Here is a 24,943-nt window from a genome sequence, read left to right on the forward strand (position 1 = left end):
ATAAAATACCAATTATAACATTTGTACTATAATTTATATTATGTAAAATAGAAAATATCAACACACTCCTATAACTTAATTAGAACCTGTTGCAGCCAAACAATTTTTACAGCATACATATCGTTCTACAACTTACCTTGGTTATATTTGAAACCTATTACTAAAAATATCTGTGTATTAATAATGCAAGTAAATCTACAATACCAAGGTTATGTAAACACACCCAATCTTTGGAACGGACAATTGGTGTATCATTTGCAGCAATTAAAATTATCTTCAAATCTAAAGACAGGTTTTAACGAAAGTCTTCCAAAAAACATCCGTTTAGGAAAACGTGTCGAGCAATTTGTATTTCACCAATTAAAACAAGATCCACAGATTTCCTTAGTATTCGAAAACCTACAAATCCAACAGGAAAAACACACACTTGGCGAAATAGATGCCTTGCTCTTAATAACTAATAAACCAGTACATCTGGAAATTATCTATAAATTCTATGTGTATGATGCTGCTGTTGGTACCACCGAATTAGACCATTGGATTGGTCCTAACCGGAAAGACAGCCTGCTGCAAAAACTAGACAAGCTAAAAAACAAGCAGTTGCCACTGCTCTATCATCCTGAAACCTTGAAATACTTGGAGAAACATGAGGTTGCCCTTCGAGATATCAAGCAGCAAGTCTTATTTAAAGCCCAGTTATTTGTGCCTTTTAACAAAGCCCTTCCAGAGTTTTCACTTATCAATTCAGAATGCGTGGTTGGATGCTATTTTAAAAAAGAAGACCTAAAAGAATTGAAGACTTATAAGTTTTACATACCCAGCAAAGCCAATTGGTTACTGGAGCCACAGACCCAAGTAACATGGTTATTACATACAACATTTATGGAACTTATAACCCCAATTTTAGAAGCACAATCCTCTCCTATGGTTTGGATAAAACAGCCTAATGGAGAGCTAAAAAAGGCTTTTATTGTTTGGTGGTAAATAGGCAATGCCACTAAAAAAAGACTTAAATTTGCTAGATAAAAATCACTCAATGTATATGAAATATATTTACTTATTACTCTTTACATGCACAACCTTCTTTGTGAATGCGCAAGATCTTTCTGAAATCTATAAAAAAGTAAGCCCAGCCGTAGTTATTATTTTTACTTCGGAAAAAGAAGTTGTTTCTTCCGAGATATCAAAAACCAATGTCGTTACAAAGGAAGGCTTAGGTTCTGGTTTCATGATTTCAGATCGATTGATAGTTACAGCAGCTCATGTAGTTACTGTTCCTGAGAAAATAAGTGTCCTTTTTCCTGATGGAGATGTCATTCCTGCAACCGTAGTGAGTTCTTATAAAAGTGCAGACATTGCCTTAATTAAATTGTTCAGACCTCGTATCAACCCGGTTACTGTTGCTTTTGGTGATTCTGATGCCTTAGAAGTTGGCGAACGTATTTTTGTTATTGGTGCTCCTTATGGCCAGGGAGCTTCTTTATCTTCTGGGTATGTTAGTGGAATTAGAAAAGACCAGTCAAGTAAAAACCCATTTATAAACAGAGAATTCATTCAAACAGATGCTGCTATAAATCATGGTAATTCTGGTGGTCCAATGTTTAATTTAAAGGGTGAAGTTGTTGGTATAGTGAGTAGTATTGCAACACAGTCTGGAGGATTTGATGGTATTGGTTATGCCAGTACTTCAAACCTAGCTGCTAAATTGCTAATGAATGATAAAATGCCATGGCTTGGTGCCGACATGCATACTCTTTCTACTAAAGAATGTAAACTCTTAAATGTCCCACAAGCCAATGCCCTATTGGTACAACGTGTGGTAGATAGTTCAATTTTTGGTGAGATGGGAATTAAAGGAGGTCATACCGAAGTTGTGATAGACAATCAGAAATTGATTTTAGGTGGCGATATTATATTAGGTTTTAACGACCTGATATTTGAATTAAATGAAGCCAGCTTAAACAAATTAGCTGCGTTTGCTAATAACATGGGAGACCATCCAAAATTTACGGTCACCATCTATAGAGATGGTAAAATTTTAACTTTAAAACATCAATAAGCTAGAAACTTTAATAGAGAATTAATACAAATAGCAGCTCTTTTTTGCAAGTCAATGCACTTTCTTTAAGTCTTTTATAATTAGAACACCTTGTTTTTACAGGCTTTGGGTTAATGTTAAATAAATATTAAAACCAAAGTTGAAACATCTATGCTCACTTCTCTTGCGTAGATATAACTATAAACCAAAAACAATAAACTTATATTATGAAAAGACTATCAATTTTTATTCTAACTGGAATTTTTATGACCGCCTGCGTCTCTAAGAAAAAATATGTTGCCTTAGAACAAGAGAATGGAGAAATAAGAAGCGAATTGCAAAAAACACAAGTCGCTAAAGAAGATTTAGAGGCTAAATTCGATGAGATTCAAGCAAGAATTGATACCTATAATACCAAGATAAATTCTTTAACTGAAGAAAGCGATGCTAAGTTAGTTACTGTTGGTGACGATATTGTTATTTCTAACGATGTGAGAAAGCAAATGGAAGCGACGCTTAAAAACGTAGATCAAAACGATTTGGCTCAAGCAAAAACACTTAAAGATTCTATGAATTTAGCTGTTGGTTATAACCTGCGTAAATCTATAGATACCTCTAGTATGAATGAAGACGAAGATCTTGTTATAGACATCAACGAAACAGTCGTTATGATTTCTATTTCAGATAAAATGCTATTCAATTCTGGAAGTTACCGTGTAAGTAATAAAGCCAATAACATTCTACAAAAAATTGCCGATGTAATCAATTCTGAAGAAAGCTTAGACGTAATGGTTGAAGGTCATACAGACAATCAAACCATGTTAGCAAATGCGGCTGTAAAAGACAATTGGGATTTAAGTGTGTTACGTGCTACTTCAGTGGTAAAGAAATTACAAGAAGATTATAACGTGGCTCCTGAAAAGTTAATTGCTGCTGGTAGAAGTTTTTATCAGCCTTTGGTAGAAAATAATTCTAATGAAAACAGGTCTAAAAACAGACGTACACGTATCATTATCTTACCAAACATCAATAAGTTTTTTGCTTTAATGGAATCAAACCAATAAACTTTTAATATTATATTAATTAGTCCAAAAAAAAAGACGTTATCAGATGATAACGTCTTTTTTATATTTTTTAATTAGATCTGTTACTCTATCACTTTCAATACAAGTTTTCCTTTTTTATCACCAGAAAAGAGACGCATAAAGGTTTCATGAAAATTTTCAATGCCTTCGTAAATAGCTTCTTTACTTTTTAGCTTTCCTTCCATAAGCCATTGTCCCATCTCTTTAGCTGCTTTTCCATAATGTGGTGCATAATCCATAACAATCATGCCTTGCATGGTAGCTCTACTTACTAATAAAGACATATAATTTCGTGGGCCTTTAACTTCTTCTAAATTATTGTATTGTGATATCGCGCCACAAATAACCACTCTGGCATGCATACGCAGTCTAGATAAAGCAGCCTCTAAGATGTCACCCCCAACATTATCGAAATAAACGTCGATGCCTTTCGGACAGGTTTCTTTAACAGCGTCAAAGATGTTTTCAGATTTATAATCGATGGTGGCATCAAAACCAAGTTCGTTTTTAAGGTAATCGCACTTCTCTTTTCCTCCGGCAATACCAACTACATAGCAGCCTTTTAGTTTGGCTATTTGTCCAACAATACTACCAACAGCTCCAGCTGCAGCTGAAACCAGTACCACATCTCCAGTTTTAATTTTACCGACTTCCAAAATCCCAAAATAAGCCGTCATCCCTGGCATACCAAGGGTTCCTAAATAAATTGGCATTGGCGCTAAATTGGTATCTACTTTGTACCAAGTTTTATCTGTTGCTACTGCATACTGCTGCACACCACCCCACCCGGTTACGGTGTCTCCAATGTGAAAGTCTGGATGATTGGATTTGATAATTTTTCCAATGGAACCAGCTCTCATAACATCTCCAATAGCTATTGGTTCTATATAAGATTTAGAATCGTTCATCCAACCACGCATGGCAGGATCTAAAGACACATAGTGCTGTTGTACTAAAAACTCTCCATCTGAAATGGTTGGAATTGTATGAGACTCTAAAGTCCAAGTTGATGCGTCTGGAATTCCTTCTGGACGCTTTGCTAAAATAAGTTGTTTGTTCATAAAATGATATATCTTCTCTAAAAATACAACTTCTTAAGTCATTCTAAATAATTGAAAGCCCTTTAATATAAATTTAACCTAACACCTTTGCAGGGTTATATTGTTTCATGATTGAAAATAATTAATGGCACATTAAGATGACTACTAATAGACTTGCTATTACTTTTACTAAAAAGCTTTTCAAAGAAACTACGTTTTTTATTGATAATACAAAGCATGCCTAATTTTCTGCTTTCACTAAAAACCCGTGTCCCTACCTCTACCGCTACATCTGTAATAAAATAAAAATCTATAGGCAACGGTTTTAGAGTCATTTCTAAAGCGAGTTTGTTAGCACGTAATTCTGGAGATAATTCGGCTTGTTTATTTAATACATGCACCACAGAAACCCTGGAAGTGTTTGCTGTTGCAATTGCTTTTAATAAATCGAGGTCATGATGATAATTGGCAATACTGAAATCGGTTGCAAATCCTATTTCCAACATAGACTTATTATTTACAAGTGCACCTTGTGGTACTGCAATGATTGGGCAAGTTTGCTTTTTAATTAAATTGGCTGTATTACTTCCAATAGTCATTTCCTTAATACCACTAGCACCTTTGGTTCCTAGCACCACAATATCGATAGCTAGTTCTTTGGTGGTTCCATGTACAGCACTCAAAAAATAGTCATGAACAATTATGGTTTCAAATGAATGCTTGTTATTTTTAGGAAGTTCATGAATCTTGTTTAGTTCCTTTTCTAATTCAATTTTAGATTCATTCAATCTAGATTTACTTATGGCTTCATTTGCTCTTTTAGAAGAAACAGCTGTTGAAGGTGCAGACACTAATGGCTCCAGCGAATGCATGATGTAAAATGTGCAAGTCTCATCTTTAAACAGATTGAAAGCATATAAGGATGCTTCCCAGGAGTTTGCAGAAAAATCTGTTGGTAATAATATCTTTTTCATAGGTTTTCTATTTAAAGTTAAAGATATTATTAATTTGTAAGATAAACATTGACATTTATCAGTTTTGGGACATTAAGTCCTTAATCACGACATGTTCATTGAAACATTAGAATAAAAATGGTGTTACAAGAGATTGTTACTTAGTTTTCAGCTGGTCTGCCGTGGACTTCTTCAAAAACTTCATCGAAATTGCTACGTAAATACGCTCTGAGTTTCATTCGGTAATCATTTTTTAGCCATTCCACAAAATTAAAGGTACTCTTACTAATGCATTTGGTATAACGATGGATTCTGTAATCAATATCATCGCCTAGTTTTTTTGCTAGATCTAAAGCATCATACAAATCTTCACTGTTCTCAATACATATTTTTGCATGGTGTTCTATAGAGCGTTCTAATACAACTTTTGAAGATTCCCCGTTTCTAACAGCATCAATATAGGTTTCTTTAATGTTGAAATACACCACATCCGAGTTAGAAAATTCAGCTCTTAACTCGTCTGGCATTTCGTATCTAAAATTATCTTCTAAATCTTCATCACTTAAGATATTATCTAAATAAAAATTAGGAGATTTAAAAATACGTTGCCAGTCTAAATCAGCTCCCCAAGGTCCAAATCGGTGTAAATTATTCCCTAAATCGATAACCGTAAAAGTATTTTTATTATGAAGAATACGAGAGCCACGACCAATCATCTGGTAATATAATGTCAAGGATTTTGTTGCTCTGTTTAGAATAATGGCATCCACAGTTGGCTCATCGAAACCAGTGGTTAAAATACTTACAGAAGTAAGAATAGCGTCTGGAGTATCTCTAAACCATTTAAGTATTTTTCTTCTTTCTTTTTTGGTGTTGGTATTATCTAAATGTGCCACAGGATATCCTGCACTACGAAAGGTATCGTACACATGTAAAGAGGTATTAATACCGTTATTAAAAATTAGGGTTTTCTTGCCTTTACAACGCTCTTCATACGCTTGCATGAGCTTGGTAAGCATGTCGTGATTGGTGTATAAATCTTCAGAAGATTTTACGGTATAATCTCCATTAGCACCAACAATTAAAGACGTTAATCCTACATTATATGAAAAAATATCTGCTTGAGATAAGAATTCATTCTTTATTAAAGACTCGATGGTTTCACCTACAATAAGTTCATCGTAATTATCTTTCATTGGAAGCTTGATATTCGAACTTAATGGTGTTGCAGTAACTCCTAAAATGAAAGATTTTTCGAAATATTTAAATAATTTAGTAAATGAATTGTAATGAGCTTCATCGATAATGACTAGGCCAATATCGGAAATATCCAGTTTATCTTCTTGTAAACGATTGTTTAAAGTTTCCACCATAGCCACAAAACAGCTGTATTGAGCTTGGTCGTCTAAATTGGCTTTGCTACTTACTACTTTATTATCTACACCAAATTCTTCAAGCATGGTCGATGTTTGTCGGCACAACTCAATTCGGTGAGTCATCACTAACACCTTTTTCTTATGGTGTTTTAAATACTGTCTAACTATTTCAGAAAAAATAACAGTTTTTCCTCCACCAGTAGGCAATTGGTATAGTAAATGGTAATCTTCTGGAGCCTCTTCAAAGCATTTAAAAATTTTATCAATCGCTCCTTTTTGGTAGCTATATAGGTTTTTCCCTACTTGTCTGTCTTCTAATTCTAAAGATGTAACTGTCTTGCTCATAAAATTTGTAATGTGCAAAAATAAGGTCTTTTCTTAGTTTTTATAGCTTTATAGTGAATAAAATTCTTAAGTTTTTTTAACATTTGTAGTTAATAAGATTCAAGAATCATTTCCTTTAAAATTTTAAAACACTTTCTTATTTTGTTATATTATGGATCTTTCTAAAAAACAGACACATTTTAAGCTTTATAAACCTTATGGTTATTTGAGTCAATTTGTTAATAATCAAAACAAAAGGCGTAACAAAAAACTACTTGGTGCTCTCAATGATTTTCCTGAAAACCTGATGGCTATTGGTCGATTGGATGAAAAATCTGAAGGGTTGTTGCTGTTAACTACCGATGGGAAAGCAAGTGATTACATAAGAAGCTCTAATATTGAAAAAGAATATTATGTGATGGTTGATGGCATAATGCATTCTGAAACAATTGAAACACTAAAACATGGTGTCGTTATTTCTGTTCAAGGAAAACCTTACCGAACGAAGCCTTGCAAGGCTTTTCTATTTCTTTCTGCTCCCGATATACCAGAACGTTTTGTAAGAGATATCAAACATGGACCAACCTCTTGGTTGTCTATAACTTTAACAGAAGGTAAATTTAGACAAGTTAGAAAAATGACTGCTGCTGTTGGATTTCCTACACTAAGATTGGTTCGTGTAAGAATAGGAGAATTTAAGGTTGGACAAATGCAACCAGGGAATTTTGAGCAAATAGATATTATTCCTTTATAACGATAAGTGTTGCTTTAACACCAGTTGCTAAATTCCAAATACCAGTTGCAATAATATTTCCTGTGCTATCCAATATTTGAAGTTCGGCTGTATTTGGTCCCGAATCTCCTTGGTTTAAAGCTTGAAAATCGATTTTATTAAACCCTTCTACAAGATCTAATTGAAATCCATTAAATGAAGATTGTAATAAGGCATTTGGCATAACCACTTCATCATTCACAAATATGCGAACACGATCTCCATCTGGATACATATGATCTCGATAAATAACATTGACTTTTGAAACACCTGTTTTAAAATCTCCTAGATATTGATTGGTCGTGCTTCCGTTTTCTCTAGAACCAACTTCTTCTTTAGCATATCCAGTATGTCTTTTTAATTGTTTTGTATATAATTCGGCTGGATTACCAAATTGTTCCGATTGAAACATGGAGAATTCTTTCTCATTAGAATTGGAAAGTGGATTTTGCTTTGGTACAGATAATCCATTAATTTTATCGGAATCTGAATTACCTAATCCGTTATTTTCTATCGGCTTGGACTCTAGAAGTGTATTACTCTCACTTCCCTCCTTGCTCTCTTTTGCTGGAATTGCTGTCGATTCATTTCTATTATCTATTTGAGAATAAATAGATAATGAAAATATACAAAAGAAAATGAGGCAAACATTTTTCATAACACGTATTAGTTTATATAACGAATTTTAAGACCAAAAGGTATGAGACAAAAATCGTTCCTAAATAAAACATATCCAATTTTTTATCAAAATTTTAATTTTTCAAACTTAAGCAATCCTATTAAACATTATCCCTACTCTTTGTTAATGTGTTAAATAATGTTAAAATACTATTATGTTATACATGGTACTGTAACAATTTTAAAATTGTATCGTCTATATAGTATCAATCAAACTTAAAAAACATAAAATCATGAGAACATTAAACAGTAATCAAGTATCAGAAAGAGTTATTACAAGTAAGGGATTTACTTGGAACAGTAAAAGAAGATTTAGATAATAGTATCTAAACATCATACATCAATCAAAAAAAACTTAGAAATTATGAGAACATTAAACAGTAATCAAGTATCGGAAAGAGTAAATACAAGTAAAGGTTTTACTTGGAATAGCAAAAGAAGATTTAGATAATCTAAACATTAGTCATCAATCAAAAAACTTAGAAATTATGAGAACTTTAGACAGCAATCAAATATCGCATAAACCTAATACAAGTAAAAGTTATACTTGGAATAGTAAAAGAAGATGTAGATAAGGTATAGAACGAATCATTCTTATTCCTTTATTAAAGACCCTAAAAGCTTAAAATGCTTTAGAAACCAAACCAATTAAAAACAATCAAAATGAAAGCAGTTATTAAAATTTCCAGAGATTCTTACGAGAAAGTAAAACATCTTTCAGTTAATAAACTCGTCAAGAGATTTAATAACTCTGACGATGAACTTTGGACAGGTATTAAGCGTTTTGCGCATTAAAAAATGAATTAGTCTTTAAAAAAGTCAGCATTAACATGCTGGCTTTTTTTTATTTATCTTCTTCAAACTTTGCAACTTCTTCTTCTTCAATCACTCCATAAAGAATGTTTATTTTTTTCCTTCCCCAGTCCTTTGCAGCTTGAACATCAACTCCCATATAGATATCTATTTTATTTTTCCAACGCGAATGCATTTTGTCCTTCACCAAATAGATCTCTTTAAAACCTTCAATTTTAACAGGTGTATTATGTGTTAATCCTAAACCAAGTAAATCTCTAGAAACAGCAATGTATTTTAACCCTGGATATAAACTATCACCAAAAGCTGTAATATGTGGATTATCATTGGTTTGATAGGATAACGAATTATAAGCAGTAGCCGTCACCTTAAGAGGCTTCCATGTATATGGATCTTTCGTTTTTTCTGTGCAAGTCGTAATTAAGAGAAACGCTGATATTGCTAGAGATATTTTTATATACATTTTTTTTAACCTATGAATAAATATACAATTTTTAAAGAGATATAAAACCTGTCTTACTTTTTTGTAACTTCACATCATAAACCAACGTAACAAACATATGAAAACCAACGTATTAATTTTATTTACTCTATTAGCATGCTTTTCTTGTAAAAAAGATGTCAAACAAACTGAAAATTCAACAGTAAACAATGACTCACTAGCCTTAGTTGAAAGGGCAAAAGCCATACATGAAAGAGTTATTACACTCGATACACATGATGATATTGATATAAATAATTTCACCGATTCACTTAACTATACGCAAGAATTAACATCGCAAGTAACCTTGCCTAAAATGAAAGCAGGTGGCCTAGATGTTGCTTGGTTTATTGTCTATACAGGACAAGATACCTTAACGGATGAAGGTTATAAAATGGCTTATGAAAATGCCATGTCTAAGTTTGATGCCATTCATAAATTAGTTGAAGATATTGCACCAGATCAAATAGAACTTGCAGTAACATCAGACGATGTGAGACGCATCCATGCTTCTGGAAAAAAAATAGCCATGATAGGTGTTGAAAATGGTTATCCAATTGGATTAGATATAAAAAATGTAGAAAAATTCTATAATCTAGGAGCTCGATATTTATCATTAGCTCATAATGGTCATAGTCAGTTAAGCGATAGTCATACTGGTGAAGCAGAAGGCGTTTGGCTAAATAAAGGGCTAAGCGACTTAGGCAAAGAAGTGATTGTTGAAATGAACCGTTTAGGTATGATGGTAGATGTGTCTCACCCTTCTAAAGAAGCTATGAAACAAATGATAGAACTTAGTAAAGCTCCAATAATAGCGTCACATTCGGCTGCAAGAGCATTGAGTGATGAAAGTAGAAATCTGGATGACGAACAATTGCAATGGTTGAAGGATAATGGTGGTGTCGTGCAAGTTGTTGCTTTAGACGATTACTTAAATATTAATAAAATGAACATAAGAAATGCTAAAATACTTAGCATTCAAAAACAAGTAGCAGATTCCTTAGGTGTTAAATGGTATACATCTAAAGAAGAAGTTATGGCTTTAGAACCACAAGAACAAGAAGCCTTTTTTGGATATTATAAAAAAGTATTAGACTTAGGAAATGCTAAAGCCAATAAAATTGAAGGCTTCCCTCCTAACGTGAATGTTTCAGATTTGGTAGATCATATCGATTATATCGTTGAAAAGATTGGTATTGATCATGTTGGTATTAGTAGCGATTTTGATGGTGGTGGTGGTATTGAAGGTTGGAATAACGCTTCTGAAACCTTTAACGTAACATTAGAACTGGTAAAACGTGGTTATACCGAAGAACAGATTGGCATGATCTGGAGTGGGAATTTATTACGTGTCTTGGATGACGTACAAGCTTATGCCGATTCTTTAAAATAAATGTATAGATAATTTAATTAAAAAAGAGAGCCAACAGGCTCTCTTTTTAGTTTTTATAAGACATTTTTTAATATGCTAATAATGCTTTCAAAGCTGCTTCAAACTTCCCTTTAGCCAAATACTGGTCTTCCAATTGATTGATAAATGGAATTGGAGTATCCATACTCGCTACACGTTTTACAGGAGCATCTAAAGCTTCGAAACAATGTTCCATAATCATGGATGAGATATCAGAAGCAATACCTCCAAACAAAGAGTCTTCTTGTAAAATAATAGCACGACTTGTTTTCCTAACCGAAGCATAGATAGCTTCAGTATCTAAAGGTTGTAATGTTCTTAAATCAATTAAATCTGCTTGAATGTCTGGGTTTTTCTCTAAAGTTTCTAAAGCCCAATGGACTCCTGCACCATAAGTAATAATGGTTACTTGATTACCTTCTTTTATAAGCGAAGCTTTTCCGAAAGGTAAGGTAAAATAGTCTGTTGGCACTTCTTGTCTAATACTTCTATACAAAGCTTTATGTTCGAAAAACAACACGGGGTTTGGATCGTTAATGGCTGTTGCTAATAAGCCTTTGGCATCTGCTGGAAAAGCAGGATAAACCACTTTTAATCCTGGCGTTTTTGTAAACCAAGCTTCGTTGGTTTGCGAATGAAAAGGTCCTGCAGCAACTCCAGCGCCACAAGGCATTCTAACCACAACATCTGCTTCTTGGCTCCATCTATAATGCGATTTTGCTAAATAATTAACAACAGGATTAAAACCTGAAGTCACAAAATCTGCAAATTGCATCTCTACTACAGACTTCATACCAGCAATCGATAAGCCCATACCGGTTTCAACAATAGCAGATTCGCAAATAGGTGTATTTCTCACTCTATCTTTTCCAAATTGCTCTACAAAACCATCTGTTATTTTAAAAACGCCTCCATATTCTGCAACATCCTGACCCATAATTACAAGGTGGTTATGTTGCTCCATGGATTGTTTTAAACCTTCAGAAATAGCATCAATTAAACGCAACTCTTTAGTTTCTGAATTTCCTATAACCTCCTTGTATTCAAAAGGTTTGTATATGTCAACTAACTCTTCACTTTCATTAGCTACAATAGCATCTTCATCGAAAGCCATTTGAAGATGTTCGTTAATTTCATTAATAATTTCTTCTCTAAAAGATGCTTCTTGTGATTCATTTAAAACCCCTTCCTCTTTAAGATAGGTTTGAAAATTATCAAGAGGATCTTTTTTAGCCCAAGCATCCATTAAATCTTGTGGTACATACTTGGTGCCACTTGCCTCTTCATGTCCACGCATTCTAAAGGTTTTAAATTCTAATAACACAGGACGTGGGTTTTTCCTAATGCTTTCAGCCAGGTCTTTTACTTTAGTATAGACTTCAAGAATGTTATTACCGTCAATAATATGAGATTCCATACCGTAACCCAAAGCTCGGTCTGCAATGTCTTTACAATTGTATTGCTCGTTGGTTGGTGTTGATAAACCATAACCGTTATTTTCAACACAAAACATCACTGGTAATTGCCAGACTGAAGCTACGTTTAAAGCTTCATGAAAATCTCCTTCACTTGTACCTCCTTCTCCTGTAAATACGGCAGTTACTTGATTTTTGTTTTGTAATTTACTAGCCAAAGCAATGCCATCAGCAACTCCTAGTTGTGGCCCTAAATGCGAAATCATACCCACAATTTTGAACTCTTGAGTACCAAAGTGAAACGATCTGTCTCGACCCTTAGTAAAGCCATTGGCTTTTCCTTGCCATTGACTGAATAAACGGTATAATGGAATTTCTCTAGTTGTAAAAACACCTAAGTTTCTATGCATTGGCAAAATATATTCCTCTTTTTGCAAAGACATAGTAACACCAACAGAAATAGCTTCTTGACCAATGCCAGAAAACCATTTAGACACTTTTCCTTGACGTAAAAGAATGAGCATTTTTTCCTCGATCAATCGAGGCTTTAGCATGTTTTTATATAACTCTAGTAATTCTGTAGAATCTAGATTTGTTTTATTGTATTGTATTTCAGTAGGTATAGCCACGTGCGTACTCATAAAAATTGTTTGTCAAATATAGTATAAATTGAGAATTTCAATTGAAATTCTTAAAATAATTAGTGTTCCAAACTTTATAATGTTTTCGTACATTTGTAATACATTCTTATTAAAACAAATACCATGAATAATATACCTAGCGTTAATTTAAAAGATTTTACTTCAGGAGATCCAGTTAGAAAACAAAAGTTTGTAGACGAAATTGGGAAAGCATACGAAGACATCGGATTTGTAGCATTAAAAGGTCATTTTTTAGATGATGCCTTAGTAGACAACTTATATAGCGAAGTCAAAGAATTCTTTGCATTACCAGTTGAAACCAAACAGAAATATGAAATTGAAGGCATTGGCGGACAAAGAGGTTATATTTCTTTTGGAAAAGAAAGTGCAAAAGGTAAAAAAGAAGGGGATTTAAAAGAGTTCTGGCATTTTGGTCAGTTTGTTGAAAACAACCCAAAACTAGAGGCTGAATATCCAAAAAACGTAGAAGTTAAAGAACTTCCAGAATTTAATAGAATAGGTAAAGAAACCTATAGAATGTTAGAAAAAACAGCCAAATATGTGCTTCGTGCTTTGGCGTTGCATTTAGGGTTGGAAGAAACGTATTTTGATAATTACATTCATAATGGAAATAGTATTTTAAGACCTATCCACTATCCTCCTATTTTTGAAGAACCAAAAAATGCCGTTCGTGCAGCAGCTCATGGAGACATCAATCTTATTACGTTGTTAATGGGTGCACAAGGACGTGGATTGCAAGTACAAAACAATCAAGGAGAATGGCTAGATGCCATTGCGGAACCAGACGAATTAATGATTAATGTTGGAGACATGCTTTCCAGACATACAAATAACAAACTAAAATCGACCATCCATCGTGTTATCAATCCGCCAAGAGAACTTTGGGGAACATCACGTTATTCTATTCCTTTCTTTATGCATCCTATAAGTGATATGAAATTAGATGTCTTAGACAGTTGTATCGATGAAAACAACCCTAAGCAATTTGAAGATATTACTGCTGGTGAATTCTTAAATGAGCGTCTTATTGAGTTGGGACTTATTAAGAAATAGATTTTTATGGATTTACAAGACCAATTAAAGAATCTATTTCCAGATCATGAGCCTGAAGTGACTTCAGAAGAAAACCAAGATAAAGAAACTGATTTATGGATACAAGATGAGCCTATCATCTGTAAATACGAAAAAAGAAAAGGAAAGCCTATTACAATTCTTGAAGGCTACACAGGTGCAACTGAGGACTTTAAAGCACTTGCCAAAGACATAAAAACTACCCTCAGCGTTGGTGGTAGCTTTAAGGATGATAAAATTATTATACAAGGAGATTTTAGAGATAAAATCATGAAGATTTTAATAGATAAAGGGTTTCAAGTGAAACGTGTTGGGGGTTGATGAGTAAAAAGACATTACATATAACCAATGGTAATAGTTTAACCAATTACCTTAAAGAACTTGATATTCCTGGACATATTCTTACATGGCAAGAAATGTTATGTGAAGGACCTCTAAGTCTTGAAATAAATACAGATGAGTTTCTAACCAAAAGAAAAGAATTTTTAAACAGTTTCTATCACATAGAAATAAATGAAGATGAATTTAAGCAGGAATTAAGTGTTTTAAATGATACCTCAGGTTTTTCAGAAATAGTGCTTTGGTTTGAATATGATTTGTTTTGCCATATTAATTTGCTGGCAGTCATAAAATTATTGAATGAAAAAAACATTCAGCTTCCACTTTTTTTGGTTTGTAGTGGGAGAATTAAAGGAGAAACGCAACTTAAAGGGCTTTCAGAATTATCACCCGATCAATTATTTAATCACTTTCACGATAAGGTAAAATTAAAAGACAGTGATATTGATTTAGCAATCACTTTATGGCAAATTTATTGTGGAAAAGATCATAATTTATTTAAACCATATATAACAAAAAAATCTTCTTTTAAATATTTAAATGCTTGTTTAAAAGCACATTTAAAACGTTTTCCAAATTTAAAATCTGGATTAAGTGTATTAGAAAATAACATTCTAAAAATAATTAATGAAAAAACTATTAAATCTAAAAATCAACTCATTGGATATGTGCTTAATTACCAAGGATATTATGGATTTGGAGATATGCAGATATTAAGATTAATAGACTTGTTACAGCTATTTTATACAGAAGAAGACCATAAAATAACTTTGAATAGAAAAGGTCATGAGGCTTTAATTGGGTATCAGAATTTTTCTTCCGAAATAAATAATAACTTAATATTTGGAGGTGTAGAGAGGTTGAATTTCTCTTATAATGACAAAACAAATATTTTAATTAAAACACAACTTAATGTCGATTAAAGACTCAGAATTAATATTAAATCCAGATGGTAGTATTTATCATCTAAATTTAAAACCTGAACACATTGCGAATAATATCATTCTTGTTGGAGATCAGGATCGTGTAGAAAAAGTTACCAAACACTTTGATAGCATTGAATTTTCTACTCAAAAAAGGGAATTTAAAACACAAAATGGATTCTATAAAGGGAAACGATTAACAGTTATTTCTACTGGAATTGGTCCGGATAACATAGATATTGTTTTAAATGAATTGGATGCTTTAGTAAATATTGATTTAATTACCAGAAAACCTAAAGAAACTCTAACTAGTCTTAACTTTATTAGAATTGGTACATCAGGTTCTTTACAACAAGATGTGCCTGTTGATGCTTTTTTAATGAGTACTCATGGTTTAGATTTAAATGGCATGCTTCATTCTTATAAAACTGAAGGTATAGATAATCCCGACTTTGAAAATGCTTTTATAGAATTCACCAATTGGAGCTCAAAAAAAGCAAGACCAATACTTATTAATAACAGTAAAATACTAGAAAAGATATTTGAGAGCGACCAAACTTATAAGGGAATAACTGCTACAGCAGGTGGTTTTTATGGAGCTCAAGGTCGTGTTTTAAGATTACCTGTACAGGATTCAGATTTTAACAAGAAACTAGATACTTTTAATTATCAAGGTATTCGTATTACAAATCTTGAAATGGAAACATCTGCTATTTATGGTCTATCAAAACTTTTAGGTCATCAAGCACTCTCGTTAAATGCCATCATTGCTAATAGGGCCACTGGACAATTTAGTGAAAACCCAAAAGGTGTTGTAGAAAAATTAATAACTTATGCCTTAAACAAGTTGGCATAATACCATCTCATGTTCTTAATAGAGCATGCAAATTAAACTTTTAAAATGAAAACAATTCATATTGGTGGCGTTCCAGAACATTTTAATCTAGCTTGGTATTTAGCTCTAAAAAACGGAGATTTTAAAAAAGCGGGTATCAACCTTAGATGGAAAGATTATCATAGTGGAACAGGTGCCATGACAAAAGCTCTAAGAAAAGGCGAAATTGATATGGCTGTTATTTTAACTGAAGGTATTATAAAAGATATTGTTGAAGGAAATCCTAGCAAAATAATACAAACCTTTGTAAAAACCCCTTTAATTTGGGGAATCCACGTTGCACATAACTCTGATTATGAATCTATAAAAGATATTAGAGGGACTAAAGCTGCAATCAGTCGTTATGGATCTGGCTCTCATTTAATGGCCTTCATTCATGCCAAGAATAACCATTGGAATTTAGAAACCGATTTAAATTTCGAAGTCGTAAAAAACCTTGATGGCGCTGTTGAATGTCTTACTGAAGGCAAAGCAGATTATTTTATGTGGGAAAAATTTATGACAAAGCCTATTGTTGACAATGGTGTTTTTAGAAGAATTGGTAATTGTCCTACTCCTTGGCCATGTTTTGTAGTTGCTGTTAGCGATAAATCTTTAGAAATACATAAAGAAGAAATTAAAACCATTTTAAACATCATTAACAAAACAACTATTCGATTTAAAGAAATTCCTAAAATTGATGAAATTATAGCTAAAAGGTATTCGCAAAAGATTGAGGATGTTCAAGAGTGGTTAGCATTAACTGAATGGTCACAAGAGCTTATAAATGAGAAAACTATCAATGAAGTCCAAGACCAATTATTAGCATTGAATATAATACCAAAAAAACTAAACTATTCAGAGTTAGTCTCAATAATTTAACATTTGTGTTTTCACAAAACACTTAATTATCACCATGTTAAATCGCTACGTTTTATTAAAATGTTAAAAAAAATTTAGTTTTTCAAGTCTAATCTCTTATATTTGCTTAATAACAAACCAAATTGTTTATGCTATTGATCATTACTTTACTACTTTCTTTTCTTGTTGCAGTTAATTTTTTACTACTTATTTTTAGTTGTAATAAAACGACAAAGCGTCAATCGGTTAAAGAAAACAAACCTACATTCGTAATTAATAATTCTACCAATCAAGAGGTTTCAACCCAACTTGCTCCAACAGGAAGTTAGTTTTACTAAAATGCTTATTGCCAAACCAATATCCTCTATTAGCACTTAATGGAGATGGATGACCTGTTTCTAATATAAAGTGTTTATTACTATCAATTAATTTTCGTTTCTTTTTTGCATATCCTCCCCAAAGTAAAAATACCACTTGTTCTTTATTATCGTTAATTATCTGTATTACTGCATCTGTAAATTGCTCCCATCCTTGTTTTTGATGACTGCCAGCTTCACTTTCTCTAACCGTTAATGTGGCATTAATTAAAAAGACGCCTTGATTTGCCCAACGCATTAAATTGCCACTTTTTGGATATGGAACTCCTAAATCTTGTTCAATTTCTTTAAATATATTTTTTAAAGAAGGTGGATGACTTATCTCATCATTTACCGAAAAACACAAACCATTTGCTTGTCCTTTCCCATGATAAGGGTCTTGACCTATAATGACCACTTTTAATTTGTCTAATGGACAATAATTAAATGCATTAAATATGTCTGTTTCTGGAGGATAACAGTTATTTGATTGATATTCACGTGTTACAAAGTTTTTTAAATTCTTAAAATATAGCTTATTAAATTCATTCTTTAAATAGGGTTGCCAAGACTTATTGATTTTAATCATCATTTATTATCTTCGTTTTAAAGTCAGAACTAAAATAACACTATCTTTATTCTTAATAAAATAATTGACGTTTGAAAAAATTAAAATTCCCAACAGCCCAAACCATTTTAATACTAATTGCAGCAGCAGTCGCGCTACTAACATGGTTAGTACCAGCTGGAAAATACGATTCTCTAACATATAATAAAGATGTTAACACCTTTACAAGAAGTAATCTAGAGAGTTCTACCACGCTTGAAGCCTCGCAAAAAACATTGGAAGATTTAAATATTAAAATTCCACTTGAGAAATTTACAAATGGAGATATTTGGAAACCTATATCAATTCCAAATACCTATCAAGAAGTTGAGGCGAAACCACAAGGAGTTTTAGCTTTTTTTAAATCGCCTGTAAAAGGTATTATTGAAGCTGCTGATATAATCTTTCTTGTTTTAATTATTGGAGGATTGATTGGAATTATGAACTTGACTGGTGCATTTGATGCTGGTATTTCTTGGTTAGCAAATGCCCTCAAAGGGCACGAGTATGTTTTAATTATTCTGGTTACAATTTTAATTGCATTAGGAGGAACAACATTTGGTTTAGCAGAAGAAACCATTGCCTTCTACCCTATTCTAATCCCTATGTTTTTAGCTGCAAAATACGATGCGATGGTGCCTTTAGCAGCTATTTATATTGGATCTTCAATAGGAACCATGTGTTCAACTGTCAATCCGTTTAGCGTTATTATTGCTTCAGATGCAGCTGGAATTAACTGGACAACAGGATTAACAGGTAGAGTGATTATGCTTGTTTTAGGAACTTTAATCTGTATCATCTACATTTTACGCTATGCAAATCGTGTTAAAAAAGATCCTTCAAAATCCATAATATATAATCAGAAAGAACAAATAGAAGCCTTATTTGGAACTGATTCAAATTCTAGAATTAAACTAACAGCGAGATTACGTCTTATTTTATTTGTTTTCGCCATGTGTTTTATCATCATGATTTACGGTGTGTCTCAATTAGAATGGTGGTTTTTAGAAATGACAACCGTCTTTTTTGTAGGTGCCATACTTATTGGTTTTATTGGCAAGATTCAAGAAGCTACATTTGTTGATACCTTTGTTAAAGGAGCTGGAGATTTATTGGGTGTAGCTATAATTATTGGAATTGCCAGAGGCGTTTCGGTTTTAATGGAAGATGGTTTAATAAGTGATACGATACTCTTTCATTCTAGCAATTTAACCGAGGGCATGAATAAAGGCGTTTTTGCTAATGTGATGCTGTTTATTTATGGAGGCTTGTCCTTCTTTATTCCAAGTTCTTCGGGTATGGCTGTTTTAACCATGCCAATTATGTCCCCTTTAGCAGACACGGTAGGATTTGGTAGAGAAATAATTGTAAACTGTTACCAATACGGTATGGGGTTGTTTGCTTTTATAAACCCAACAGGATTGATTCTTGCTTCGTTAGCTATTGTGAAAGTGGGTTATGATAAATGGTTGAAATTTGTGATGCCTTTAGTTCTCATACTTACGTTATTTACTATGATTATGCTAACAATTTTAGTGTATATCTAAATAATTGCATCTGTTTAATTATTTTTTAAAAACTCAACAATATCTTTGTTAACCATTTCTGCTTGGTCTATTGATAAAAAATGTCCAGCATTCTTAATCATTTTTGCTTGGCCATTAGGGATTAGTTCTTTAGCTAAACGAATGCTCTTTTTGTTATTTATCATATCATCATCACCAATTAAAACTAGAACAGGCATTTTTAACGATTTAAAGTCTTGCTTTGAAAATGGCATCATATCAACAACAAATTTGTTTATAGAGTCCTTTTCATTAGCAATCTCATATTGTTCAATATAGGTTTTACTAATATTATCTACATGACTTGACATCGATTCTAAAGTTTCCTGTACTTGTCTTTCGTTTGAAGAAAACGTGTGAATAATATTCTTTAATAAATTGGTGCTAGGACGAATCCATATAAAGGTTTGAGCAGGACTTAACAGCACCATACTTTGTATGTTTTCTTGGTGTCTCAAAGCCATATTAACAGCTAACCATCCTCCTCTTGAAGCTCCAATAAGATGAAATTTTTTAAGTTTTAGCTTAGTAAATATCTCTTGATACCAAGAGTTAATTTGGTCCAAATTTTCTATTTCATTTGAAATAAAAGATTTTCCTGGTTCTAATATAAAATCAATGGCAAAAACTCTATAGTTTTCAGATAAAGCTTTAATATTTGGATACCACATAGTGGAACTAGCATTCATTCCATGTAAAAGCACCACAGATTCTTTATGTCTCTCTCCAGAAACGATTACGTGGGCAGTTCCATAACTGGTTGGAATATATAATTCTTCAAACGGCACATCCCAAAGTTTTAATGAAGCATCATATGCTTTAAAAAAGGAAGCGTATTCCGGTTGTGGATTGGTTATATAATCAGGTTTATCTGCATATTTTATATAATCATTTTCACAACTTGTTAAGTTCATTAAAATTAAAAACAGACAATATATTTTAATCTTTTGCATCGTAAATTCATTAGAATATTCAAATCTACATAATTAATAATCTAACTCAATCATTAAAACATAATACGTAACTTTGTTTTCTTAAAAATAGATTAAGCATGCCTGCTTCAAAGGGAAAAAAAAATATACATATACATACTAAAACCTTACAAGATTTAGAATTACAAACAGTTCTAAATCAAGTAAGCGAGTTATGCATTACCGCTTTAGGACATGAAAAAGCCTTACTGATAGAGCCTTACAATAATAATGAAGCTGTTCTTAAAGCATTAACACTTACAAATGAATACTTAGCATCTTTTTATAATGAAAATCGAATTCCAAATCATGGGTTTGAAACCATAAGTAAGGAACTAAAACTCTTAAAAATTGAGAACACCTATTTAGAAACACATAGTTTAAAAAAAATTGTTGCAATTTCATTAACGTCGAATGAAATTATTAAATTTTTAAAGAAATTTGAAGAATACTATCCTTATTTAAATCAATATGCTTCCAATATTGAAGTCACAAAAGTAATTATCGAACAGATTGATGGTATCGTTGATAGATTTGGAGATGTTAAAGATGTAGCTTCCCCTTTACTTTTAGAATTAAGACAAGACATTAATAGATTAAAAGGCAAAATTAATCAAAGCTTTGCTTCGGCATTAAATACCTATCATAATTTAGAGTATTTAGATGATATTCGAGAATCTGTTGTCGACAATAAACGGGTATTAGCAGTTAAAGCTATGTATAGGCGTAAAGTTAAAGGAGCCATTATGGGTGGAAGCAAGACGGGCAGCATTGTTTATATTGAACCCGAAACCACCTTACAGCACACTAGAGAACTAAACAATCTGGAATACGAAGAAAATGAAGAGGTTGTTAGAATTTTAAAATCATTGACAGATTTTATACGTCCGTTTTTACCTCTTTTAAAGCAATATCAAGAGTTTCTAACAGAATTAGATGTTATTTCTGCAAAAGCAAAATACGCAAAATCTTTAAATGCTATTTTACCCGAAATAAGTGAAGAAAGACAGATGCTTTTGCGTGATGCTTTTCATCCTCTTTTATATTTAAGTAATATAAAAAAGAAGGAAAAAACATTTCCACAAACCATAGAGCTCAATCAAGAAAACAGAATTATAGTTATTTCCGGGCCAAATGCTGGAGGAAAAAGTATTACATTAAAAACAGTTGGTTTGCTTCAACTCATGTTGCAAAGTGGTTTATTAATTCCTGTTCATGAACGAAGTAAGGTCTTTTTATTCGATAGAATTATTACAGATATAGGCGATAATCAATCTATAGAAAATCATTTAAGCACCTATAGCTATCGCTTAAAGCAGATGAATTATTTCCTGAAAAAGTGTAATAAAAACACGTTGTTTCTTATTGATGAATTTGGAACAGGATCTGATCCGGAATTAGGTGGTGCTTTGGCAGAAACCTTCTTAGAGGAGTTTTATCATCGTGAAGCCTTTGGAATTATAACAACCCACTACTCCAACCTTAAAATTTTAGCCAGCGAATTACCGTTTATGCAGAATGCCAATATGATGTTCGATGAGAAAACTTTAGAACCTATTTATAAACTAGCATTAGGCCAGGCAGGAAGTTCTTTCACCTTTGAAGTAGCACAAAAAAATGGTATTCCATACTCTTTAATTAACAGAGCTAAGAAGAAAATAGAAAAAGGCAAAGTGCGTTTTGACAGAACTATTGCTAAACTCCAAAAAGAACGTTCTAAACTTGAAAAAACAGAACAATCCTTAAAAGTTAACGAACGTAAAAAATTATCTGAAGCTGAGAAACTAGAAGAGATTAATGTTAAAATTCAGAAGAAACTAGAGAGTTATCAAGAGCTTTATGATAGCAATCAACGTTTGATATATTTAGGTCAAAAAATAAACGATCTATCTGAAAAATATTTTGAAAACAAACACAAAAAAGAGTTAATGGATGAAATGTTTAAACTGGTCCAAATAGAAAATTCCAAGCGTAAAAAAGTGTCAGCAAAGCAGAAAAAAACTGAAAAGGCTAAAGAAAAGCAAATCAAACAAGAAGCTGAGAAAAAGGTAGAAGTAATTCGAAAAAAGAAAAAAGTTGAAAAACAAAAAAAGGCTCTTCAACCTCCAAAACCTAAACCAATATTAAAAGTTGGCGATCGTGTACGATTAGAAGATGGTCGCGCTGTTGGTAGTATCGATAATATTGAAAAAAACAAAGCCATAGTAAATTATGGCATGTTTACAACTAATGTTAGCTTGGATAAGTTGGAGTTGGTTGAAGCTATAAAATAGCATGATAGAATTAGAGCAAAATAAACAATTAATCCTTTTTGATGGCGTTTGCAATCTGTGCAATGCCAGTGTGCAATACGTTATAAAACACGACAAAAATAACGAGTTTATGTTTGCGCCATTGCAAGGTGAAACTGGAAAAAAAATTATAAATCATTACAAAATTGACACTTCCAAAATAGACTCTATTATTCTATATACTAACACCAATAAAATATATTTTAAATCTACAGCTGCATTAAAAATTGCTAGCAAATTAGGTTTTCCAACAAATCTGTTGCGTGTGTTTTTAATAGTTCCAGCTTTTATAAGAAATTGGGTTTATAACTATATAGCAAAAAATCGTTATAAATGGTATGGAAAACAAAATGAATGCATGATTCCTACTGAGAATTTAAAAGCAAAATTTTTAAATTAGAGCAAAATTTATTTGTAAATTTATAATACATTTGAACCTTATTATGAAAAATACGCTTACTTATTTCGTTTTGCCGTTATTGCTTTTAACAACAACGTTTTCTTTTGGGCAAGAAATTGAAACCCAAGCAGAAAAAAGGGTCGTTAAAAACGAAATCTCTTTTGAAGTGCTTCAACTTATTAATGGTGTTTATCAACTTTCATACGAACGCTATGTTTGGAATAATTTTTCTGCTGCAATAGCATTCGGTTATAAAGGAAAAGAAGGTCTTATAAAACTATCCGGAATAGATACCGACCAAATAAAAACGGGAGAAGTGTTTTATACTGGTTACCAGATTGCTCCTGAAATTAGATACTATTTAAAAAACACATCCAACAATAATTTAAACGGGTTTTATTTTGGCCTCTATTTAAAGTATTCCAATTATAAATCGAGTCTTTCGGGTGCTTATATAAATGATGAAGGCACTAATTATGATTTAGAATTCGATATGAAACTAGATATTACTTCTGTTGGTTTTATGTTAGGTTATAAACTTCCTGTTACCAAAAGATTAAATATCGATTTTATGATTGCTGGACCAGGTTCTGGAAATTATAATTTTCAAATTAAAAATAAAAAAGATTTACCTGAGGAATTTTACGATGATTTAAACGAGGCTCTTGAAGAATATAATATATTAGATTTTATTAATTCAGATTTCAGATTTTCAGAGGTCAATAATAAATCGAAATTTTCAGCATTTTCATTTAGATATGGTATTGCTGTAGGATACACATTTTAACAATCACTTATTTATACTTAACAAATTACTATGAAAAACACATTTAAATTTATTTGCACACTTGCTTTAATCATTATTGTTTCAAGTTGCTCTAGTATCAAAGTTGTAGATTCTTGGAAATCTGAAACAGCAAGTTCTATTAAAGATAACAACATCTTAGTTATTGCAAGAACACAAGATAAACAAGCAAGAATTGCTTTCGAACAAGCAATGGCTAATCAAATGAGAGCCAATGGAATTAAAGCTACAGAAAGCTTTAGAAAATTTCCAAACTTGTTGCCAGATGAAAAACTTTCAGAAGAAAAACTAAAAAACTTTAAAGCATTTTTAGATAACGAAGGATATGATGGTATTGCAGTTACTGTTGTAAAAGACATGAGAGAATCTACACAAACTACAGAAGATGGTGGTTACTATGCTGGAGCAAGTTATGGTTATGGTTACGGAGGTTTTTATCCTTCTTATTATGGTGGTTTTTATGGTTACTATTCACATCCTATGTCTTATTCTACATATGGAAGTTATACACCAAGTACATATACAACTACTACAACCAAAACATATATTGTTGAAACTGTAGTTTACGATTTAGAACAACCAGAAGAAAAACAATTAGTAGCTGTTGTAACGTCTCAAATTGAAGACCCAAAAGATGTTACTAAAAATGCTGAAGAATACACTAAAAAAGTAGCTGAGAGCCTTAATGGAAAATAATTAAGCATCGAACTTAAAAAGTTAAAAAAGGTCTTGAATAGTATTCAGGGCCTTTTTTTTGATCTTTTTTAATTAAGTGCAAATTTTACACTTATAATACATCAAAATAATAACATATTTAACAAGCTAAAAATAT

24 protein-coding genes are annotated in these 24,943 nt (G+C 32.2%); 16 read left to right on the plus strand and 8 right to left on the minus strand.

Features of this window, described 5'->3' with window-relative positions; translation table 11 throughout:
- The first annotated feature begins 183 nt into the window (after positions 1-183).
- From ACI5KZ_RS03635 to ACI5KZ_RS03645, 3 genes are all read left to right on the plus strand, one after another.
- Positions 184-984, plus strand: a complete 801-nt coding sequence (locus tag ACI5KZ_RS03635) for a DUF1853 family protein (protein ID WP_406846924.1) — start codon at positions 184-186, stop codon at positions 982-984.
- A gap of 58 nt (positions 985-1,042) precedes the next feature.
- On the plus strand, positions 1,043-2,059 hold the full coding sequence (locus ACI5KZ_RS03640) for a trypsin-like peptidase domain-containing protein (protein WP_165815832.1): 1,017 nt from the start codon (positions 1,043-1,045) through the stop codon (positions 2,057-2,059).
- 206 nt (positions 2,060-2,265) lie between these two features.
- The gene (locus tag ACI5KZ_RS03645) at positions 2,266-3,102 is read left to right on the plus strand and encodes an OmpA family protein (protein ID WP_109309491.1); all 837 of its coding nucleotides are present in this window, start codon (positions 2,266-2,268) and stop codon (positions 3,100-3,102) included.
- An 83-nt stretch (positions 3,103-3,185) separates the two neighbouring features.
- Here the strand turns inward: ACI5KZ_RS03645 and ACI5KZ_RS03650 are convergent, their stop codons facing one another.
- From ACI5KZ_RS03650 to ACI5KZ_RS03660, 3 genes are all read right to left on the minus strand, one after another.
- A complete protein-coding gene (locus ACI5KZ_RS03650) occupies positions 3,186-4,184 on the minus strand; it encodes an NADP-dependent oxidoreductase (protein WP_406846925.1) in 999 nt (332 codons plus the stop codon).
- A 95-nt stretch (positions 4,185-4,279) separates the two neighbouring features.
- Complete coding sequence (locus tag ACI5KZ_RS03655; RefSeq protein ID WP_406846926.1) at positions 4,280-5,137, minus strand: universal stress protein; 858 nt, start codon at positions 5,135-5,137, stop codon at positions 4,280-4,282.
- Between the two features lie 140 nt (positions 5,138-5,277).
- The gene (locus ACI5KZ_RS03660) at positions 5,278-6,837 is read right to left on the minus strand and encodes a DEAD/DEAH box helicase (protein WP_109309494.1); all 1,560 of its coding nucleotides are present in this window, start codon (positions 6,835-6,837) and stop codon (positions 5,278-5,280) included.
- A gap of 151 nt (positions 6,838-6,988) precedes the next feature.
- Between ACI5KZ_RS03660 and ACI5KZ_RS03665 the strand changes: the two genes are divergently transcribed.
- Positions 6,989-7,570 (plus strand): pseudouridine synthase, encoded by a 582-nt coding sequence (locus tag ACI5KZ_RS03665; protein WP_406846927.1) that lies wholly within the window; start codon positions 6,989-6,991, stop codon positions 7,568-7,570.
- On the opposite strand, the gene ACI5KZ_RS03670 is transcribed toward ACI5KZ_RS03665, so the two are convergent.
- Entirely contained in the window at positions 7,557-8,246 is a 690-nt protein-coding gene (locus ACI5KZ_RS03670) for a hypothetical protein (RefSeq protein ID WP_406846928.1), read from the minus strand. The genes ACI5KZ_RS03665 and ACI5KZ_RS03670 overlap by 14 nt on opposite strands.
- 683 nt (positions 8,247-8,929) lie before the next feature.
- Here ACI5KZ_RS03670 and ACI5KZ_RS03675 point away from each other — a divergent pair.
- Entirely contained in the window at positions 8,930-9,061 is a 132-nt protein-coding gene (locus ACI5KZ_RS03675) for a hypothetical protein (RefSeq protein WP_406846929.1), read from the plus strand.
- Positions 9,062-9,110: 49 nt separating this feature from the next.
- Here the strand turns inward: ACI5KZ_RS03675 and ACI5KZ_RS03680 are convergent, their stop codons facing one another.
- Positions 9,111-9,542, minus strand: a complete 432-nt coding sequence (locus tag ACI5KZ_RS03680) for a 3D domain-containing protein (protein ID WP_109309497.1) — start codon at positions 9,540-9,542, stop codon at positions 9,111-9,113.
- A gap of 97 nt (positions 9,543-9,639) precedes the next feature.
- Between ACI5KZ_RS03680 and ACI5KZ_RS03685 the strand changes: the two genes are divergently transcribed.
- Positions 9,640-10,953 carry a dipeptidase gene (locus ACI5KZ_RS03685; protein WP_406846930.1) on the plus strand — a complete coding sequence of 438 codons (1,314 nt, stop codon included), beginning with the start codon at positions 9,640-9,642 and terminating at the stop codon, positions 10,951-10,953.
- Positions 10,954-11,020: 67 nt separating this feature from the next.
- Here the strand turns inward: ACI5KZ_RS03685 and ACI5KZ_RS03690 are convergent, their stop codons facing one another.
- On the minus strand, positions 11,021-13,027 hold the full coding sequence (locus tag ACI5KZ_RS03690; protein ID WP_406846931.1) for a thiamine pyrophosphate-dependent enzyme: 2,007 nt from the start codon (positions 13,025-13,027) through the stop codon (positions 11,021-11,023).
- A gap of 123 nt (positions 13,028-13,150) precedes the next feature.
- Between ACI5KZ_RS03690 and ACI5KZ_RS03695 the strand changes: the two genes are divergently transcribed.
- Genes ACI5KZ_RS03695 through ACI5KZ_RS03715 form a run of 5 tightly spaced genes read left to right on the plus strand, consistent with a single transcriptional unit; the run spans position 13,151 to position 17,137 of the window.
- Entirely contained in the window at positions 13,151-14,101 is a 951-nt protein-coding gene (locus ACI5KZ_RS03695; protein ID WP_109309500.1) for an isopenicillin N synthase family oxygenase, read from the plus strand.
- A 6-nt stretch (positions 14,102-14,107) separates the two neighbouring features.
- Positions 14,108-14,440 carry a translation initiation factor gene (locus tag ACI5KZ_RS03700; protein ID WP_109309501.1) on the plus strand — a complete coding sequence of 111 codons (333 nt, stop codon included), beginning with the start codon at positions 14,108-14,110 and terminating at the stop codon, positions 14,438-14,440.
- A complete protein-coding gene (locus ACI5KZ_RS03705; RefSeq protein WP_406846932.1) occupies positions 14,440-15,381 on the plus strand; it encodes a DUF1835 domain-containing protein in 942 nt (313 codons plus the stop codon). The genes ACI5KZ_RS03700 and ACI5KZ_RS03705 overlap by 1 nt, the downstream gene beginning before the upstream one ends.
- Positions 15,371-16,237 (plus strand): nucleoside phosphorylase, encoded by an 867-nt coding sequence (locus ACI5KZ_RS03710; protein ID WP_406846933.1) that lies wholly within the window; start codon positions 15,371-15,373, stop codon positions 16,235-16,237. The genes ACI5KZ_RS03705 and ACI5KZ_RS03710 overlap by 11 nt, the downstream gene beginning before the upstream one ends.
- Before the next feature lie 45 nt (positions 16,238-16,282).
- A complete protein-coding gene (locus ACI5KZ_RS03715) occupies positions 16,283-17,137 on the plus strand; it encodes a substrate-binding domain-containing protein (RefSeq protein ID WP_406846934.1) in 855 nt (284 codons plus the stop codon).
- Positions 17,138-17,398: 261 nt separating this feature from the next.
- Here the strand turns inward: ACI5KZ_RS03715 and ung are convergent, their stop codons facing one another.
- The gene (gene ung / locus ACI5KZ_RS03720; RefSeq protein ID WP_109309505.1) at positions 17,399-18,064 is read right to left on the minus strand and encodes a uracil-DNA glycosylase; all 666 of its coding nucleotides are present in this window, start codon (positions 18,062-18,064) and stop codon (positions 17,399-17,401) included.
- 68 nt (positions 18,065-18,132) lie between these two features.
- Between ung and ACI5KZ_RS03725 the strand changes: the two genes are divergently transcribed.
- Entirely contained in the window at positions 18,133-19,626 is a 1,494-nt protein-coding gene (locus ACI5KZ_RS03725) for a YfcC family protein (RefSeq protein WP_109309506.1), read from the plus strand.
- Positions 19,627-19,640: 14 nt separating this feature from the next.
- Here the strand turns inward: ACI5KZ_RS03725 and ACI5KZ_RS03730 are convergent, their stop codons facing one another.
- Entirely contained in the window at positions 19,641-20,558 is a 918-nt protein-coding gene (locus ACI5KZ_RS03730; protein WP_406846935.1) for an alpha/beta fold hydrolase, read from the minus strand.
- A 137-nt stretch (positions 20,559-20,695) separates the two neighbouring features.
- Between ACI5KZ_RS03730 and ACI5KZ_RS03735 the strand changes: the two genes are divergently transcribed.
- The 4 genes from ACI5KZ_RS03735 to ACI5KZ_RS03750 are packed head-to-tail and all read left to right on the plus strand — an operon-like array spanning position 20,696 to position 24,807.
- Positions 20,696-22,888: an endonuclease MutS2 gene (locus ACI5KZ_RS03735; protein ID WP_406846936.1), complete on the plus strand. Its 2,193-nt coding sequence runs from the start codon at positions 20,696-20,698 to the stop codon at positions 22,886-22,888.
- A 1-nt stretch (position 22,889) separates the two neighbouring features.
- Positions 22,890-23,306: a thiol-disulfide oxidoreductase DCC family protein gene (locus tag ACI5KZ_RS03740; RefSeq protein WP_406846937.1), complete on the plus strand. Its 417-nt coding sequence runs from the start codon at positions 22,890-22,892 to the stop codon at positions 23,304-23,306.
- 43 nt (positions 23,307-23,349) lie between these two features.
- A complete protein-coding gene (locus tag ACI5KZ_RS03745) occupies positions 23,350-24,093 on the plus strand; it encodes a DUF3575 domain-containing protein (protein ID WP_406846938.1) in 744 nt (247 codons plus the stop codon).
- 30 nt (positions 24,094-24,123) lie between these two features.
- On the plus strand, positions 24,124-24,807 hold the full coding sequence (locus ACI5KZ_RS03750) for a hypothetical protein (protein WP_109309512.1): 684 nt from the start codon (positions 24,124-24,126) through the stop codon (positions 24,805-24,807).
- Positions 24,808-24,943: the final 136 nt, after the last annotated feature.

Origin of the sequence: Xanthomarina sp. GH4-25 (assembly GCF_045363175.1) — a bacterium.
GTDB lineage: Bacteria > Bacteroidota > Bacteroidia > Flavobacteriales > Flavobacteriaceae > Xanthomarina.